Annotated in this window: 9 protein-coding genes; 7 read left to right on the forward strand and 2 right to left on the reverse strand. The window is 61.9% G+C overall.

Annotated features, from left to right (window positions below; translation table 11 throughout):
• Nucleotides 1-134: 134 nt before the first annotated feature.
• On the reverse strand, nucleotides 135-1,028 hold the full coding sequence (locus tag AB6N07_RS20990; RefSeq protein WP_370674996.1) for a MurR/RpiR family transcriptional regulator: 894 nt from the start codon (nucleotides 1,026-1,028) through the stop codon (nucleotides 135-137).
• Between the two features lie 583 nt (nucleotides 1,029-1,611).
• On the opposite strand from AB6N07_RS20990, the gene iolG reads away from it, so the two are divergent.
• The 6 genes from iolG (at nucleotide 1,612) to AB6N07_RS21020 (ending at nucleotide 10,057) form a co-directional block, all read left to right on the forward strand.
• The gene (gene iolG / locus AB6N07_RS20995; protein WP_370674997.1) at nucleotides 1,612-2,607 is read left to right on the forward strand and encodes an inositol 2-dehydrogenase; all 996 of its coding nucleotides are present in this window, start codon (nucleotides 1,612-1,614) and stop codon (nucleotides 2,605-2,607) included.
• 66 nt (nucleotides 2,608-2,673) lie between these two features.
• The gene (locus AB6N07_RS21000) at nucleotides 2,674-3,537 is read left to right on the forward strand and encodes a MurR/RpiR family transcriptional regulator (protein WP_370674998.1); all 864 of its coding nucleotides are present in this window, start codon (nucleotides 2,674-2,676) and stop codon (nucleotides 3,535-3,537) included.
• A 155-nt stretch (nucleotides 3,538-3,692) separates the two neighbouring features.
• A complete protein-coding gene (gene iolC / locus AB6N07_RS21005; protein ID WP_370674999.1) occupies nucleotides 3,693-5,624 on the forward strand; it encodes a 5-dehydro-2-deoxygluconokinase in 1,932 nt (643 codons plus the stop codon).
• A gap of 74 nt (nucleotides 5,625-5,698) precedes the next feature.
• Nucleotides 5,699-7,552, forward strand: coding sequence for a 3D-(3,5/4)-trihydroxycyclohexane-1,2-dione acylhydrolase (decyclizing) (gene iolD / locus AB6N07_RS21010; protein WP_370675000.1), 1,854 nt, complete (start codon nucleotides 5,699-5,701; stop codon nucleotides 7,550-7,552).
• Nucleotides 7,553-7,577: 25 nt separating this feature from the next.
• Entirely contained in the window at nucleotides 7,578-8,405 is an 828-nt protein-coding gene (gene iolB, locus AB6N07_RS21015) for a 5-deoxy-glucuronate isomerase (RefSeq protein ID WP_370675001.1), read from the forward strand.
• Between the two features lie 107 nt (nucleotides 8,406-8,512).
• Nucleotides 8,513-10,057 (forward strand): CoA-acylating methylmalonate-semialdehyde dehydrogenase, encoded by a 1,545-nt coding sequence (locus AB6N07_RS21020; protein WP_370675002.1) that lies wholly within the window; start codon nucleotides 8,513-8,515, stop codon nucleotides 10,055-10,057.
• Nucleotides 10,058-10,325: 268 nt separating this feature from the next.
• On the opposite strand, the gene AB6N07_RS21025 is transcribed toward AB6N07_RS21020, so the two are convergent.
• The gene (locus tag AB6N07_RS21025) at nucleotides 10,326-12,713 is read right to left on the reverse strand and encodes a methyl-accepting chemotaxis protein (protein ID WP_370675003.1); all 2,388 of its coding nucleotides are present in this window, start codon (nucleotides 12,711-12,713) and stop codon (nucleotides 10,326-10,328) included.
• Nucleotides 12,714-13,549: 836 nt separating this feature from the next.
• Between AB6N07_RS21025 and AB6N07_RS21030 the strand changes: the two genes are divergently transcribed.
• On the forward strand, nucleotides 13,550-15,841 hold the full coding sequence (locus tag AB6N07_RS21030; protein WP_370675004.1) for a glycosyltransferase: 2,292 nt from the start codon (nucleotides 13,550-13,552) through the stop codon (nucleotides 15,839-15,841).
• The last annotated feature ends 8 nt before the right edge of the window (nucleotides 15,842-15,849 follow it).

Raw genomic sequence — 15,849 nt, forward strand, 5'->3', positions numbered from 1 at the left:
CCGCACCAAGGATGATCTTCCGCCGCGAGGACCGTTTAGGGTGTTTGTTGGGGCAGAGGAGGCAGTTCGGCTGAACGCTGCCACGGCACCCATCAGATCCGCCTATTTCCGATCTGCTTATTCTTTATTTCATTTCATTCGGTATGTAAATTCTGTTTTTCGTGACCTCGACGAAGGTCGGCCACCGATACGGTCAACGCCATAGCTACCGTGAGAGTCGCGGCCAGCGATCTAAATCCTTCGAAGTCGGCCTCGACGATCTCAAACCAAGCGCCGTTTTCCGGCACCAGCGGGCTGAACGGACTGTCGGTGATCACCACCAGCGGCACGCCTTGCACCGAGACCTGCCGCATATGGTCCACGGTACTGGAGGCATAGGGCGTAAAACTGATGGCGAAGGCTGCGTCGCGAGGACCTGCGAAATTGAGGATTTCTCGATCGATACCGAGCGGGGAGCCGATCAGCACCGTGCGGATTCCCAGCTTTCCGAAGGCATAAGCCATGTAGGACGTGATTGGATAGGACCGCCGCTGAGCAAGGAGATAGATGGTCTCGGCGTCGGCGAGAATCCGAGCCGCCTTGTCCATGACGGCCGGATCGATCCGCTCGCACACCCGCTCGACCGAGCGGATCGCCGCCTTGCCAAATCCGTCCAAAACCGCCGCGGTGACAGGCCGACCGGACGAGTGGGTGGAAAAGGCGTTAAGACGTTCATCGTAATTGGATGGCCGATCGCGCAACCGCTCTTGAAACACCACTTGAAGCTCGGAAAAGCCCTTATACCCCATGGCCTTGGCGAATCGAACAAGGGTTGAGGGCTGAACCTTGGCCGCTGATGCAATACTCGCCACCGTGCCAAAGGCGATCTCGTCCGGGGATTCGACGGCATAGGCTGCGACCTGCGCCAACCGGCGTGGCAACTTGTCTCGGCGTTCGATGATGATGTCACGCAGAGCGCGGAATTCTTGCGGCGGCACCCCCGCGCTGTCGGTGTCCTCGAAGTCCATCGGCTCGCCCTCGTCAGTCATCCCCGGCCTCGTTCAAAATCGAATTGAATATTTCAACCCTGTTCCATCATTCCGACCCACACTAACTCTACCGTCTCAATTTGGCATCGGCAAAGAAATTGCCCCGGGTTCGGTAGGGTACGCCATACCGAAACTCATGTGCACCCACCCTGTGGGCTCGCTGAGATGATCGCCTTGCAACCTTCGCAGCTGGCGAGAATTCATTACTTCCATGAAAAGACACAGATAAATCTGGATCATCGCCATGGGAAACCTCCCCCTCCCTAGCCGTCCGAGCCCGCAGCTTCGACCAAATGGTAATGATCCCATGGGTGGTAGCAGCCCTATTGGACCAGGAAAGCCTTGACGGGCAGGCGGAATGGAACTTAAATTCCATCTTGAAAAGAGACTGTTCCATATCATCCAGAAGGCTTGTCGCCGAAGCCGGCAGCGCCTGAGGCGGAGCAGACTTTGCGACGGTCAATCCCGAAAGAGATTGTGAATCGTTTTCCACTTTTTGGCGCGGCGACGGTCTTAAGCATTTGGCCGGCGGGGGAGATCCGCGATACCCCCGCGGAAAACAATCGAGGGAGAAAGCTCTATCATGACACTGAGATTTGGATTGCTGGGCGCAGGACGCATCGGCAAGGTTCATGCTGGCGCTGTCGCTGCCACGGCAGGGGCAAAGCTGGTGGCCGTGGCCGACGCGCTGCCGGAAGCGGCAGCCTTCATCTCGAAGTCGTCCGGCGCCGAAGTGCGCACGATCGACGAGATCATGAATGCCAAGGACATCGACGCCGTCCTGATCACCACGCCGACCGACATGCACTCCGACATGATCGAACAGGCGGCACGCGCCAAGAAGGCCATCTTCTGCGAAAAGCCGATCGATCTCGACCTGGATCGGGTGCGCCGGTGCCTCGAAACCGTCGCCAAGGAAAAGGCGGCGCTGATGATCGGCTTCAACCGCCGGTTCGACCCCAACTTCATGGAAGTGCGCGCCCGCATCGACGCCGGCCAGATCGGCGCGGTCGAGATGGTCTCCATCACCTCGCGCGATCCCTCCCCGCCGCCGGCCACCTATGTGGCGCGTTCTGGCGGCATGTTCCGCGACATGACGATCCACGATTTCGATATGGCGGCTTTCCTGCTCGGCGAGGATCCGGTCAAGGTATTCGCCGTCGGCTCGAGCTTGGTCGATCCGGAGATCGGCAAGGCTGGGGATATTGACAGCGGCTCGATTATCCTCACGACGAAGTCCGGCAAGATCGCCCAGATCTCCAACTCGCGTCGGGCCACCTACGGCTACGATCAGCGCATCGAAGTGCACGGCTCGAAGGGCATGGTACATGCCGAAAACGTACGGGCCACGACCGTCGAAGTGGCCAACGCCGAAGGCTATCGCCGGGAACCGCTTCTCGACTTCTTCATGACCCGCTACACGCAGGCTTATGCCAACGAGATCGCCACCTTTATCAAGGCGCTCGAGGCCGGTACGCCGATGCAGCCGTCGGGTGAAGATGGCCTCAAGGCGCTTGCCATGGCGGATGCCGCCATGAAGTCCCTGAAGGAAGGCCGGCAGGTCGAGATCGCCTACTAAAAAGATCGACGGCCGGCGGAACCTGCCGGCCGTCTTTCTCAATGCCGTGCCGCAGAGTGATCCCGCATGCCCTGTCTTTCCGACCAGCCGGGCAACCTCCTGCCCGAACGGGCGACGCTCACAGGCTATCAGCCCTTGAAGGAGGAAATCGTTCGCCGGCAGAAAGCTCTGCCCAAACGACTCCTCCAGATCGCCGCCTTCGCCCTCGACAAGCCTGACGAGATCGCCTTCGGGACGGTCTCCTCAATTGCAAAGAACGTTGGCGTCCCCCCGTCGGCGATCATTCGCTTTGCCCAGCATTTCGGTTTTGACGGCTTCGTCGAGATGCAACGCCTGTTTCGCGACCGGATGCGCGAGCGCAGTTCAGAATACGAGGAGCGCCTCCACTCCTTGAGTCGGGGCGTCGACCCGGAGGATGAGGCCGGCAAGACGCTCGATGGCTTCCTCACGGCGGGACGCCAGTCGATAGAGAGCGTGCGACATTCCGTCAGCCAAGACGTGTTTTCGGCGGCGGCGTCCGTTCTCGCCGAGGCGGAGACCATCTATCTTCTGGCGCGCCGGCGGTCGTTCCCCATTGCCAGCTATATGGCCTACTCTTTCGGCAAGCTCGGATTGCGCTGCGAACTCGCGGGCTCGCCGATGGGGATCGACGGCGACCTGCTGCAATTTGCCGGCCCCAGGGATGCGGCTTTCGCGGTCAGCTTTTCGCCCTACGCTTCAGAAACCATCACCCAGGCCAGGGACCTCCGGGAAAGAGGGGTGCCATTGGTGTCGCTGACGGATTCGCCGTTCTCTCCGATCGCGGCAATTTCGAACGTTTGGTTCGAAGTCGTCGAAGCGGACTACGCTGGCTTCCGCCCTCTTTCCGCGTCCATGGTGCTGGCGCTGGCCCTGAGCGTGGCAGTTGCCGAGAGAAAACAGTGGAATTGATGGCTCCAGCGGAGCTCCCGACCCTCGGGTGCTCTCGTTCCGGGATACTACGATGGTCGTAGAACAATAATTTCATCGACCTTTTTGATCGGAACGTATATTCTTATTATCAAGGCGCGACACAGCGTAACGACGGAAAGCCCTGCGAGGAAAGAATGACAGACACCCCCAGCGCGGCCAAGACACTCGACCTCATTGCCATTGGCCGAGCCTCGGTCGATCTCTACGGCCAGCAGATCGGTACCCGCCTCGAAGACATCGGCAGCTTCGCAAAGTCGGTCGGCGGTTGTCCTGCCAACATTTCCGTCGGAACAGCCCGGCTTGGCCTCAAATCGGCACTGGTGACGCGCGTCGGCAACGAGCAGATGGGACGCTTCATCCTGGAGCAGCTCGCCCGTGAGACGGTGGACACCTCCGGCATCGTCGTCGACCGCGACCGCCTGACGGCTCTGGTGCTGCTGGCGGTGGAAGACGAAGGCGTGTCGCCGATGATCTTCTATCGCTCCGACTGCGCCGACATGGCGCTTTCGGAAGGAGATATCGACGAAGCTTTGATCGCCCGCAGCCGGTCGATCGTCGTCACCGGCACGCATTTCTCGCGTCCGCATTCCGAGGCAGCCCAGCGCAAGGCGATCGCTCTCGCCAAGAAGCATGGCACCAAGGTGGTGATCGACATCGACTACCGGCCGAACCTCTGGGGCCTTGCCGGCCACGACGCGGGTTTTGAGCGCTATGTCAAATCCGATCGCGTCTCGGGTCTCCTGCGCACCGTCCTTGCCGATTGCGACCTGATCGTCGGCACCGAGGAAGAGATCATGATCGCCACCGGCGCCGATAGCGTGCTGGCGTCGCTGCAGCTGATCCGGAAGACCAACGCCAGCGCCGTCATCGTGCTGAAGCGCGGCGCCATGGGCTGCATCGTCTATGATGGTCCGATCTCCGATGATCTCGAGGATGGCATCGTCGGCAAAGGGTTCCCAATCGAGGTGTTCAACGTGCTCGGGGCCGGCGACGCCTTCATGTCGGGCTTCCTGAGAGGCTGGCTCAAGGGCGAGCCGCTCGGCACCTGTGCCACCTGGGCCAATGCCTGCGGCGCCTTCGCGGTGTCTCGTTTGCTCTGTTCGCCGGAATATCCGACCTGGGATGAGCTCAGCTTCTTCCTGGCTCACGGCAGCAGCGATCATGCGCTCCGCAAGGACGCCTCCCTCAACCACATTCACTGGGCGACGACCCGTCGCGGCAGCTACCCGACGCTGATGGCGCTTGCTCTCGACCACCGCAGCCAGGTGGAGGACCTCGCACAGGACGCGGCGACGCTGAAGCGCATCCCCGACTTCAAAGTGCTGGCGGTGAAGGCGGCTCAGCGCGTCGCAGCCGGACGGCCAGGCTTCGGCATGCTGCTCGACGACAAGTATGGGCAGAAGGCTCTGTTTGCCGCCGGTGCGGGCAAAGGCCTCTGGGTAGCCAAGCCGATCGAGCTTCCTGGCTCGCGGCCGCTCAAATTCGAGTTCAGCCAAGATCTTGGCAGTCGCCTGATCGAGTGGCCGCTTGAGCATTGCATCAAGGTGCTCTGCTTCTATCACCCGGACGATCCGTCCGACCTCAAGGCCGAACAGACGGCAAAGCTCCTCACCGCCTACGAGGCGGCACGCAAGGTTGGCCGTGAAATCCTGATCGAGATCATTGCGTCCAAAGCCGGCCCGCTCGGCAACGACACGGCGGCACGGGCCCTGACGGAACTCTACGCCGCCGGCCTCAAGCCGGACTGGTGGAAGCTGGAGCCGCAGGCGTCGGAAGTGGCTTGGCAGGCGATTGACGGCGTGATCAAGAGCAACGACCCCTATTGCCGCGGCGTGGTATTGTTGGGGCTGGAAGCGCCGATCGAAACGCTGAAGCAGGGCTTTGCCGCTGCCAAGACTGCGCCTTGCGTCAAGGGCTTCGCCGTCGGTCGCACGATCTTCGCCGACGCCGCCAAGCGGTGGTTGGCCAATGAGATCGACGACGAGGCGGCCATCGCCGACATGGCGCAGAAGTTCGGTGCGCTTGTTGAGATCTGGTTGTCGCTCGGCGCCTCGCGGGCGGCCTGATCGGCACTGCAATTAAGAAGACAATCGAGAAGGGGCTGCCGCAACGACGACGGCGCCCATTTCGGGAGGAAGACATGGCAGGTAAGACAGTACGGCTGACGGTAGCGCAGGCAACGGTGCGTTTCCTCGTCAATCAGAAGACCATCATCGGCGGGGAGAAGCTGCCGATCTTCGCCGGTTGCTGGGCGATCTTCGGCCACGGCAATGTGGCCGGCCTCGGCGAGGCGCTCTATCAGGTTCGCGACACGTTTCCGACGCTCCGTGCCCATAACGAGCAAGCGATGGCCCATGCGGCGATCGCCTTCGCCAAGGCGGCCTTCCGCCGCCGCTTCATGGCCTGCACGACGTCGATCGGCCCCGGCGCGCTCAATATGGTGACGGCAGCGGCCGTCGCCCACGTCAATCGCCTGCCTCTTCTCCTCCTGCCAGGCGACGTGTTCGCCAACCGCATGCCCGACCCGGTGCTGCAGCAAGTTGAGGATTTCCAGGACGGCACCGTGTCGGCCAACGACTGCTTCCGTCCTGTTTCCCGCTATTTCGACCGCATCCAGCGGCCCGAGCAGTTGATCCTCGCCCTGCAGCGGACCATGCATGTTCTGACCGATCCCGTCGAATGTGGCCCGGTAACCCTTGCCATGTGCCAGGACGTACAGGCTGAAGCCTATGACTGGCCGGAGAGCATGTTCGAGGAGAAAGTCTGGGCGCCACGCCGCGTCCGGCCAGATGAGAACGAGCTGGCGACGGCCATCGGTCTCCTCAAGTCGGCGAAAAACCCGATGATCATCGCCGGCGGCGGCGTGCTCTATTCGGAGGCGACGGCCGGGCTTGTCGCCTTCGCCGAGAAGCATCATATCCCCGTCGCCGTCACGCAGGCGGGCAAGTCGTCGATCGACGAGACGCACGAGTTGGCGCTCGGTGCCGTCGGCGTCACCGGCACCTCCGCTGCCAATGCGCTTGCCGCCGATGCCGACGTGGTCTTGGCCATCGGCACCCGCTTCCAGGACTTCACCACCGGCTCGTGGGCGCTGTTCAAGAGCGGCGAACTCAAGATCGTCGCCCTCAACGTCGCCAGCTACGACACCACCAAGCACAACGCGGCACCGCTGGTGGCCGACGCGAAGGTCGGGCTGGAGCTGCTTTCGAAGGGCCTCGGCGATTGGAAGGCGCCGCGTGTCGCCGAACGCGCCGCCAAGGAAAAGACCAAGTGGCTCGAAGCAGCCGGCAAGGCGCTGGCGCCGACCAACCTCGAGAAGCCATCCGATGCCCAGGTGATCGGCGCCGTGGCACGGACGCTCGGAGGCCCGGATTCGGTTGTCGTCTGCGCCGCCGGCGGCCTGCCCGGCGAGCTGGACAAGCTGTGGGTGCCGACGGTGCCCGGCAGCTATCACATGGAATACGGCTTCTCCTGCATGGGCTATGAAATCGCCGGCGGCATCGGCGTCAAAATGGCCTATCCCAAGAAAGAGGTCATCGTCATGGTCGGCGATGGCTCCTACATGATGATGAATTCCGAGCTCGCCACTTCGGTCAGCCTCGGCCAGAAGCTGACGGTCGTGCTGCTCGACAACCACGGCTTCGGCTGCATCAACCGGCTGCAGATGGCCACCGGCGGTGCCAACTTCAACAATCTCTGGCAGGACTGCGTCATGCAGGAGCAGCCGCGGATCGACTTCCGCGCTCACGCCGAGAGCATGGGCGCCATCGCCGTCAAGGTATCGTCGATCTCCGAGCTGGAAGCGGAACTCGCCAAGGCCAAGACGGCCGATCGCACCACTGTCGTCGTCATCGATACCGATCCGCTGATCACCACCGACGCCGGTGGCCACTGGTGGGACGTGGCGGTGCCCGAGACGTCACCGCGCACGCAAGTCGCCGGTGCGCGCGAGGCCTACGAAGTCGCCAAGAAGCTCCAGCGCGTCTTCGACTGAGCGCAGCGCCGAGAAGGAGGATTCCATGCCTAACTCTCATCTCCGGGTCCGGCCCAAGGCCGACCATGGCTTGGTCAGTGAGGTCACACCGCAAAGCGCCGGCTGGTCTTATGTGGGGTTTGCTCTCCATCGCCTTGAGCCCGGGAAGGCTATCAAGGCGGAGACCGGCAAACTTGAAGTCTGCCTCGTGCTCGTTTCGGGTAAGATCCGACTTTCGATCGACGGCAAGGACCAGGGCGAGATCGGCGAGCGTATGAGCCCGTTCGATGGCGCGCCCTGGGCCGCCTTCATTCCGCCTGGCGGCCGTTATGAGTTGACGGCGACCACAGACGCCGAGATCGCCGTCTGCTCGGCGCCTGGCGCCGCCGGTTTCCCGGCAAAGCTCATTCCCCCCGGCACGCATCCGCAGATCACCCGTGGCAAGGGGTCCAACACCCGGCTCGTGACCAACATCATGCCTGAGAATGACGGCTCCGCCCATTCGCTGCTGGTCGTCGAGGTGATCACGCCGGGTGGCAATACCTCGAGCTACCCGCCGCACAAGCACGACCAGGATGACGTTCCGGCGGAAAGCCATCTTGAGGAGACCTATTACCACCGCTTCAATCCGCCGCAGGGCTATGGCTTCCAGCGCGTCTACACCGACGACCGCAGCCTCGACGAGGTGGTGCTGCTTGAGGATGGCGACGTGGTCATGGTGCCCAGGGGTTATCACCCCGTTGCCACCATCCACGGCTACGACAACTATTACCTCAACGTCATGGCCGGGCCGAAGCGGATTTGGAAGTTCCACAACGAGCCGGCGCATGAGTGGTTGTTCACCGGTCTTGGCGCGCCGACTGCCGCGCGCTGAAGGCGTGTGAAGGTCTACCGCCCCTCGGTGAGAAAGAATTGTTGTCGCCCCAAGCCCTTGGCCTCGAAGGCGATCGAAATCCTGAGACAAGTACTACGGAGAAGATCATGAATATGGAAATCCTGAAGCATCAGTTTGGCAAGATCGAACGTCTCAGGTACCTCGTGGACAATGAGTGGCGGGTATCGAAGACCACCAAGTACATGCCGGTGATGGACCCCTCGACGGGCAAGCAGATCGCCGAGGCGCCCTGCTGCACGCAGGACGAAGTGGACTCCGCCGTGGCCGCCGCTGCCCGCGCCTTCCCGGCCTGGCGCGATACGCCGATCCCCACCCGCATCCAGTTGATGTTCCGCTTCAAGCAGCTGCTCGACGCCCATCTTGATGAACTGACCGAGCTGCTCGCCACCGAGAACGGCAAGATACTGGCGGAAGCCAAGGGGGACGTGCTCAAGGCGATCGAAGTAGTCGAATGTGCCTGTTCGACGCATTATCTGATGCAGGGCGATACCTGCATGAATGTGTCGACCGGCTACGACACGGTGTCTTTCCGCGAGCCGCTCGGCGTTTTCGCAGCGATCGCGCCCTATAACTTCCCGGCCATGATTCCGATGGGATGGATGATCCCGTTCGCCATCACCACCGGCAATACGGTGGTGCTGAAGGCCGCCTCGATGGTGCCGCAGACGGCGAGCCGCATGCTGGAACTGTTGATCGAAGCCGGACTGCCCAAGGGCGTCGTGAACCTGGTCACCTGCTCACGCGTCGAAGCCGACAGCCTGTTGGTCAATCCGGCCATCAAGGGCGTCGCTTTCGTCGGCTCGACCTCGGTCGGCCTGCACATCTACAAGACCGCCGCCGCCAACGGAAAGCGCGTCCAGGCCCTCACCGAAGCCAAGAACCATGCCCTCGTCCTCGAGGATTGCGTGCTTGAGCGCACGGTGCGTGGCATCATCAACTCGACCTATGGCTGCGCCGGCCAGCGTTGCATGGCATTGCCCGTCGTCTGCGTCCAGGAGAGCATCGCCGACGAATTCGTGGCGCTGTTCAAGAAGATCGCCCAGGAGCTCAAGCTTGGCCCGGCCTATGTCGCTGGATCGCAGCTCGGCCCGGTCATTTCCGAGGGCCAGAAGGAGTCGATCGAAAAGGCCATCCAGCGCGGTATTGACGAAGGCGCGACGCTGGTACTGGACGGACGCGGCGCCAAGGTGCCCGGCTATGAGGGCGGCTATTTCGTCGGCCCGACCATCCTCGACCACGTCGGCCCGGGCAACTACGTCGGTGACGAGGAGATCTTCGGACCGGTGACATCGATCAAGCGCGTCAAGGATTTCGAAGAAGGCTTGGCGATCATGAACGCCAACCGCTTCGCCAACGGCTCGTGCATCTACACGACGTCCGGCCGCTACGCTCGCGAGTTCGCGCGCCGCACCGATGGCGGCATGGTGGGCATCAACGTCGGCATCCCCGTGCCCTTCTCCATCTTCCCGTTCTCGGGCCACAAGCAGTCGTTCTTCGGCGACCTGCATACGCTCGGCAAGGATGGCGTGGCCTTCTTCACCGAAACCAAGTCGGTCACCTCGGTGTGGTTCTCCGAGGAAGACGCCAAGAAGGCGGTCAGCACCTGGGACGGTACGCTGACCCGCAGCTAATCAATCAGGCGTGGCGGCTCCCTCCATCCGCTGCGCCCTTACAAGCGCCTCTCCTCCGGCGCTGGCCGGCCCCTCGCGGGCCGGCTTTTTTTATATGTATCCAACGCTCCAGGGGGACGCCACAGCGTTGCAACCGTCCCGATGCGCCGCTCGCCTCCCGGACGCACAAAGACGAAAGCCGAGTCAACTGGACTCGGCTTTCAGGCTCTTTGGTCTCATCGGATACCGGTCTAGAGATGGTTAGCGGCCAGCGCCGGCCGCTCTCCTCTCAGGCCGCCATGACCCGGTTTATGAAGCTCTCCACCGCCGACCGCAGGCGACCAGCCTGCTCGTTCATGTCATTGGACGCAGCCGAAACGGCCGAGGCGGATTGCGATGTTTCGCCGACCACGTGGGTCAACGCTTCCGTTTCCTCGGTCGCCGCGCGGGTACCGGCCGCGGCCCGCTGAGCATTGCTCGAGATCTCCGACGTCGCTGTTCCCTGTTCGGTGACAGCGCTCGAGATGATCATTGTGGTGCGATCGACGTCGACCATGATGTCGGAAATCGAGCGGATGGCCGCGACCGCTTCCGAGGTCGACACCTGGATGGCGGCGATCTGGGTGGCGATCTCCTCGGTCGCCTTAGCCGTCTGACCGGCCAGATTCTTCACCTCGGAGGCAACCACGGCAAAGCCCTTGCCCGCCTCGCCGGCGCGGGCGGCTTCGATGGTGGCGTTGAGCGCCAGAAGATTGGTCTGCTCGGCGATCGCCTTGATCAGCGTTATCACGTTACCGATCCGCTCGGCGGCTTCGGCAAGACTCATGATGGTCGCATCGGTGCGCCGGGCCTCCTCGGAGGCTCGGCGGGCCACCTGAGTCGCATTTTCGGTCTGGCGCGCAATCTCGGCGATGGAGGCGGACAGTTCCTCGGCGGCCGCGGCCACGGTCTGCACGCCAACCGACGCATCCTCCGACGCCTCGGCGGCGCTGGTGGCGCGTGAACTTGCCTGCTCGGCGATCGATGCAAGCGCCCGCGCCGTCTCTTCCATCTGGTCGGCGTTACCGGAGACGGAAGTCAGCATGGCGGCGATCTCCTTGCGGAAATCCTGGATGAGCCCTTCGATTGCCTCCTGCCGGGAAGCGCGTCTTTCCTGTTCGACCTCCGCTTCCGAAGCGAGACGATGGCGCTCAATGGCATTGTCTCGGAAAACCTGAACGGCCCTGAGCATATCGCCAATCTCATCCCGCCGGCGGGTAGCTTCGAGATCGACATCGGTGTCGCCCGTCGCAAGACGCGCCATGGCTTTGGTAAGCGAGACGATGGGTCGCGACACGAGCCTAGACATGCCGATGCTGACGGCGAGAGCCAGCAGAAGCGTCGCGGCGGTAATCAGCGCCATCAGAGCATAGGACGACGTTCTGCTCTGAACAGCCGAAGCAGCGTGTTGGTCGCTGACCGACCGGATGGCTGCCACCGCGGCGGCCGAGTGCTGGACCGATGCCTCCCGCGCAGCGGCGAATGCCTTGGTACCCTTCACCAGATCTGAGAAAGCATTGCCGAAACCCTGGATATCAGCGGAAGGGTCGGCAAGCCCACTCGCGGCAATCGATTTGCCGGTCTCGATCGCGGTGCCAAGCATGGCTTCAACGTTGGATTCATTGTCGGAGGTCGGGTCCAGCTTGTAGCCGGCCGTTTGTATGGTGAGGCCGTCGGCCGTGTAGCCAAGGGAGATGCCTTGATCAAAGGTGGTGTTGGCCTTGGTCTTGTTGTCGCCGGCCTGCTGGGCAGCCGTCTCCGACGCCTTGCCGAGGTCGCGCGCGGCGGCGACGATCGCGTCGGTACCCTTGACGAAGGAATCGATGCCGCCATCGACCTGTAGCCGCAGCCCTTCGATCTCAGTGGCATCGGTCGTGGTCGTCATCTTCGCCATGAGTTTGGCGAGCTCGTTGATCGGTTTGGAAGCAAGGCGCATCTGATCGTCGATGGCGTCCGAGCTGGCAAAGTTATAGATACTGCCGATCGCGGTTTTTGCCTGATCGATGGCAGCCTTGGCGGCTGTAATATCGGCATTGTCGCGGCTTGCGACATATTGGACCAGCGACGTCCTGGCTTTGACGGCTAGAACTTGCCCTTGATAGGCGAGCGCAAGGAATTCCGAGGCCTCGCGCACTTTCGCCTGCTCGGTTGCAGCGAGCTGTTCCATTTCCTGCGACTTCATCTTGGCGTCGGATTGCAGCTTGTGCGCGACCCACTGCAGGGCGGTAACGGATTTGTCGACGCTGCCCCAGGCCGTCGCGATGTCGGCGGATGCCTTGACGAGTTCATCAATCGACTGACGGAAAGCTCCGATCGCGGCGGTCACCGGCGTCAGAGTCGGATCGTCCGCTGCCCCAAGGCCGGCAATGTCCGCGTTCACCTGGTCGAGCAGTTCGCCCGCCTTGTTGGCTGCGTCCGGCTCGCGCGTCAGAATGAAGCGATTGACCGCGTCACCCGCCGCACCGACATCGGCAACGGCCGCCGCCGAGCGGGAGGTCAGATCGATAGCAATGCCCAACCGGCTGAGGCCGAAGGCGCCCGCGCCGCCGACGACGGCCGCCAGCAAGGCCAGCAAAACAAGACTCGCACTGATTTTTCTAGTGATCGACTGCCGGGCAAGCGCTTCCCTTCGCTTCATGATCTCCCCTCCTCCTCTCATCGGACGCTCGCGCCCTCGGACGACGCCTGCGTCGCCCCTCATCCTCCCGCCGATGCCAGCGGAATTTCCGGTTCAGGTGCATCTTCACGCTGCACAGCCCGGCTCCCTTAGTGAGAAACATACAGGTCGTTTAACAGAAATATCGACATGAATATTTCATATCGCCGCACTCTAGGCTCTGACGGTTTCCCAAAGGTTATTTTGTGAGAGGACATTGCGAAATGTTGGCCACACGCTGTTTTCAAGGCGAGTAACGGGGCACTAGAATAAAATATTGCTCGACCGCCTCCAGCAGCCACCTGGGAACACCACAGGTATTGAGCCTCGCAGGAACTTATTTGTTCTCATTACGAAATAAATGGGTCAATACCGTTCATAGATGAGGCCGGAATAGGCCATATTGCACCGCCTCACGCTCCATGGATTTGCGTGACCTACTGGGCGGTACGAGCACGAGCCCCTTAATAGAAACCGCCTTCGTCGGGAACCAAACGCGGTCCGCCGAGTTTAAAGCATATGCGTGGAGTGCGGGAAGCCGACCAGACATCGATGTGTTTGGCACGGGGCACCTCGTGATCTGCGTCGCCAGAAGGCCGATTTCTTTCTTCCCCCGACGGAAGACTGATCGCGTTACTTCTTGCGATTGCAATGACTTAAACGCCGTCGTTCACCATCATCTGTTTGGGATCCCGAGCCGATGCTGATCAAGACGCAACAGAACAGGACATGATCTTAGATTCATCCTTCTTCATCCATTTCCGCGCCGACCCACTCTCACCGGTGGATGGCGATGAAAATTTCCGGAGCCCCCGACAATGACCAGCGAAAATCTCATCACCCCCGTAAGACACCTGGCCCTGATCGGGAACTTTCCACCGCGCAAGTGTGGTATCGCCACGTTTACCGCCGATTTGCGCGAGGCTCTGGTCTCAACCAACGATGATTTGCGGGTCAGCACGGTAGCCGTGACGGACGAGGGGCAGACATATGCTTATCCGTCCATGGTCGGCTATGAGATCAACCAGCACGAAGCTGGCGACTACGCGGCGGCGGCGGACCATATCAATGCGCTTAATCCCGACGCCGTTTCGATCCAGCACGAATTTGGCATCTTCGGCGGCGAAGCGGGTGAGTATCTCTTGAAGCTCACCGAACGGCTGCGGGCGCCAGTGGTATTGACGCTTCACACTGTGCTCGTCGATCCGACTCCCGACCAGCGGCGGGTCATGGAGCGCCTTGCCGAGCATGCGGCTCGGCTGGTGGTGATGACGGAGATGGGCCGCACGATCTTGACGCGTGAATGGAATTTCCCGGCAGAGAAGATCGCAGTCATTCCGCATGGAATTCCGGACGTTCCCTTCCTCGACCCGGCATTCCAGAAACACATTTTCGGTCTCGATGGCCGAAAGGTGGCGCTGACCTTCGGTCTTCTTTCGCCCAACAAGGGCATCGAGAACATGATCGATGCCTTGCCTGCCCTCTCCCGCGCGCACCCCGACCTCGTCTACGTCGTGCTCGGCGCGACGCATCCCCATCTGGTCGCCCGTGATGGCGAGTCTTACCGCGAGCATTTACAGGAACGCGCGGACGCGCTCGGCGTCACCGATCACCTGATGTTCGTCAACGAATATGTCGATGCGCCCATCCTGCAAGCATGGCTTTCAGCGGCGGACATCTACGTCACTCCCTATCTGAACGAGGCGCAGATCACCTCGGGTACGTTGTCCTATGCGGTTGGCCTCGGCAAGGCGGTGGTTTCCACGCCTTACTGGCATGCTCGCGAGCTGCTGGCCGACGACCGTGGCGCTCTGGTCCCGTTTGGCGATCCAGGAGCATTGGCTTCGACGATCAGTGATCTCCTCACCGACGGCGCTCGCCGCGATCGTCTGCGTAGTCGCGCCTATGACGCAGGTCGGCAGACGATCTGGCCGGTGGTTGGGCGTGCCTATCTCGACGTGTTCGCCGAGGCCCGAGGGGGAACGCGCGCACCGACGCCGATCAGCACCCTGAGGGCGGGTCGCCGCGCTCCGGCCTCTTCCTCGCTCACGGCTGTCGATCGGATGATGGACGGTTGCGGCATGCTGCAACACAGCCGTTCCACCATTCCCGATCGACGCCATGGCTACTGCCTTGACGACAACGCCCGCGCCATGATGCTGGCAGTGGAACTGAAATCGGAAGGGATCGAGACCGAGCGCGCGGCTCGCATCGCCGATACATGCGCCGCCTTCGTGGATTCAGCCTGGGACGAAGATCGTTCTACTTTCCGCAACTTTATGAATTACCGGCGCGAGTGGCTGGAAGACATCGGCTCGGAAGACAGCCGCGGGCGGGCTCTATGGGCTCTGGGCCGTGTTGTAGAGAGCACCAATGATCACGGGCTCAAACTGTGGGCAACAGGTCTTTCCGAGCAGGTTATACCGGCAACCGCCCATCTCGGTAGCCCGCGCGCGGCCGCCTTCGCGACGCTGGGCCTCTTCAGCTGGTTGGCAGTCTATCCCGGTCATCGCCCAGCCCGACAGCTGCTCGACACGTTCGCGGCGCGTTTGCACGAACTCTTGCGAGAACAGAGAAAGCCGGACTGGCTTTGGTTCGAGCCGGTGCTCGCCTATGACAATGCTCGTCTACCGGAGGCACTGATCCGCGCCGGCCAGCATCTTGGAAATGAGGATATGATCGCCGATGGCTTGGCGGCGCTCGAGTGGCTGGCCGAACTTCAGACCAGCAAGGAAGGCCACTTCCGCCCCGTGGGAACGGAGAGCTTTGGCAAACTCTATAACCGCCCGCTCCCCTTCGACCAGCAGCCGGTCGATGCCTGGGCCATGATCGAGGCCTGCACGACCGCCTTCGACGCCACAGGCGACTCCCAGTGGCAGCGTCATGCGGAAGCCGCTTTCGACTGGTTCCTCGGCCGCAACGATCTCGGCTTGCGCCTCGCCACACCGAACGGCGGCTGCTACGACGGTTTGCAGGTTGATCGCGTCAACCTCAACCAGGGAGCGGAATCCATTCTCGCCTTCCAGTTCTCTGTCCGTGCCATGCGGCAGCTCCAGCGGCTCAACCAGGGTGAGACGCGGGAAATAGTCGTCGCGAGGGCTGGCCAATGACGTTGCAG

The sequence above is a fragment of the Pleomorphomonas sp. PLEO genome, assembly GCF_041320595.1.
GTDB lineage: Bacteria > Pseudomonadota > Alphaproteobacteria > Rhizobiales > Pleomorphomonadaceae > Pleomorphomonas.

Bases quoted from the DNA above. Each gene is read 5' to 3' on its own strand.
- AB6N07_RS20990 (WP_370674996.1), bottom strand. From the start codon at position 1,028: ATGACTGACGAGGGCGAGCCGATGGACTTCGAGGACACCGACAGCGCG.
- iolG (WP_370674997.1), top strand. From the start codon at position 1,612: ATGACACTGAGATTTGGATTGCTGGGCGCAGGACGCATCGGCAAGGTT.
- AB6N07_RS21000 (WP_370674998.1), top strand. From the start codon at position 2,674: ATGCCCTGTCTTTCCGACCAGCCGGGCAACCTCCTGCCCGAACGGGCG.
- iolC (WP_370674999.1), top strand. From the start codon at position 3,693: ATGACAGACACCCCCAGCGCGGCCAAGACACTCGACCTCATTGCCATT.
- iolD (WP_370675000.1), top strand. From the start codon at position 5,699: ATGGCAGGTAAGACAGTACGGCTGACGGTAGCGCAGGCAACGGTGCGT.
- iolB (WP_370675001.1), top strand. From the start codon at position 7,578: ATGCCTAACTCTCATCTCCGGGTCCGGCCCAAGGCCGACCATGGCTTG.
- AB6N07_RS21020 (WP_370675002.1), top strand. From the start codon at position 8,513: ATGAATATGGAAATCCTGAAGCATCAGTTTGGCAAGATCGAACGTCTC.
- AB6N07_RS21025 (WP_370675003.1), bottom strand. From the start codon at position 12,713: ATGAAGCGAAGGGAAGCGCTTGCCCGGCAGTCGATCACTAGAAAAATC.
- AB6N07_RS21030 (WP_370675004.1), top strand. From the start codon at position 13,550: ATGACCAGCGAAAATCTCATCACCCCCGTAAGACACCTGGCCCTGATC.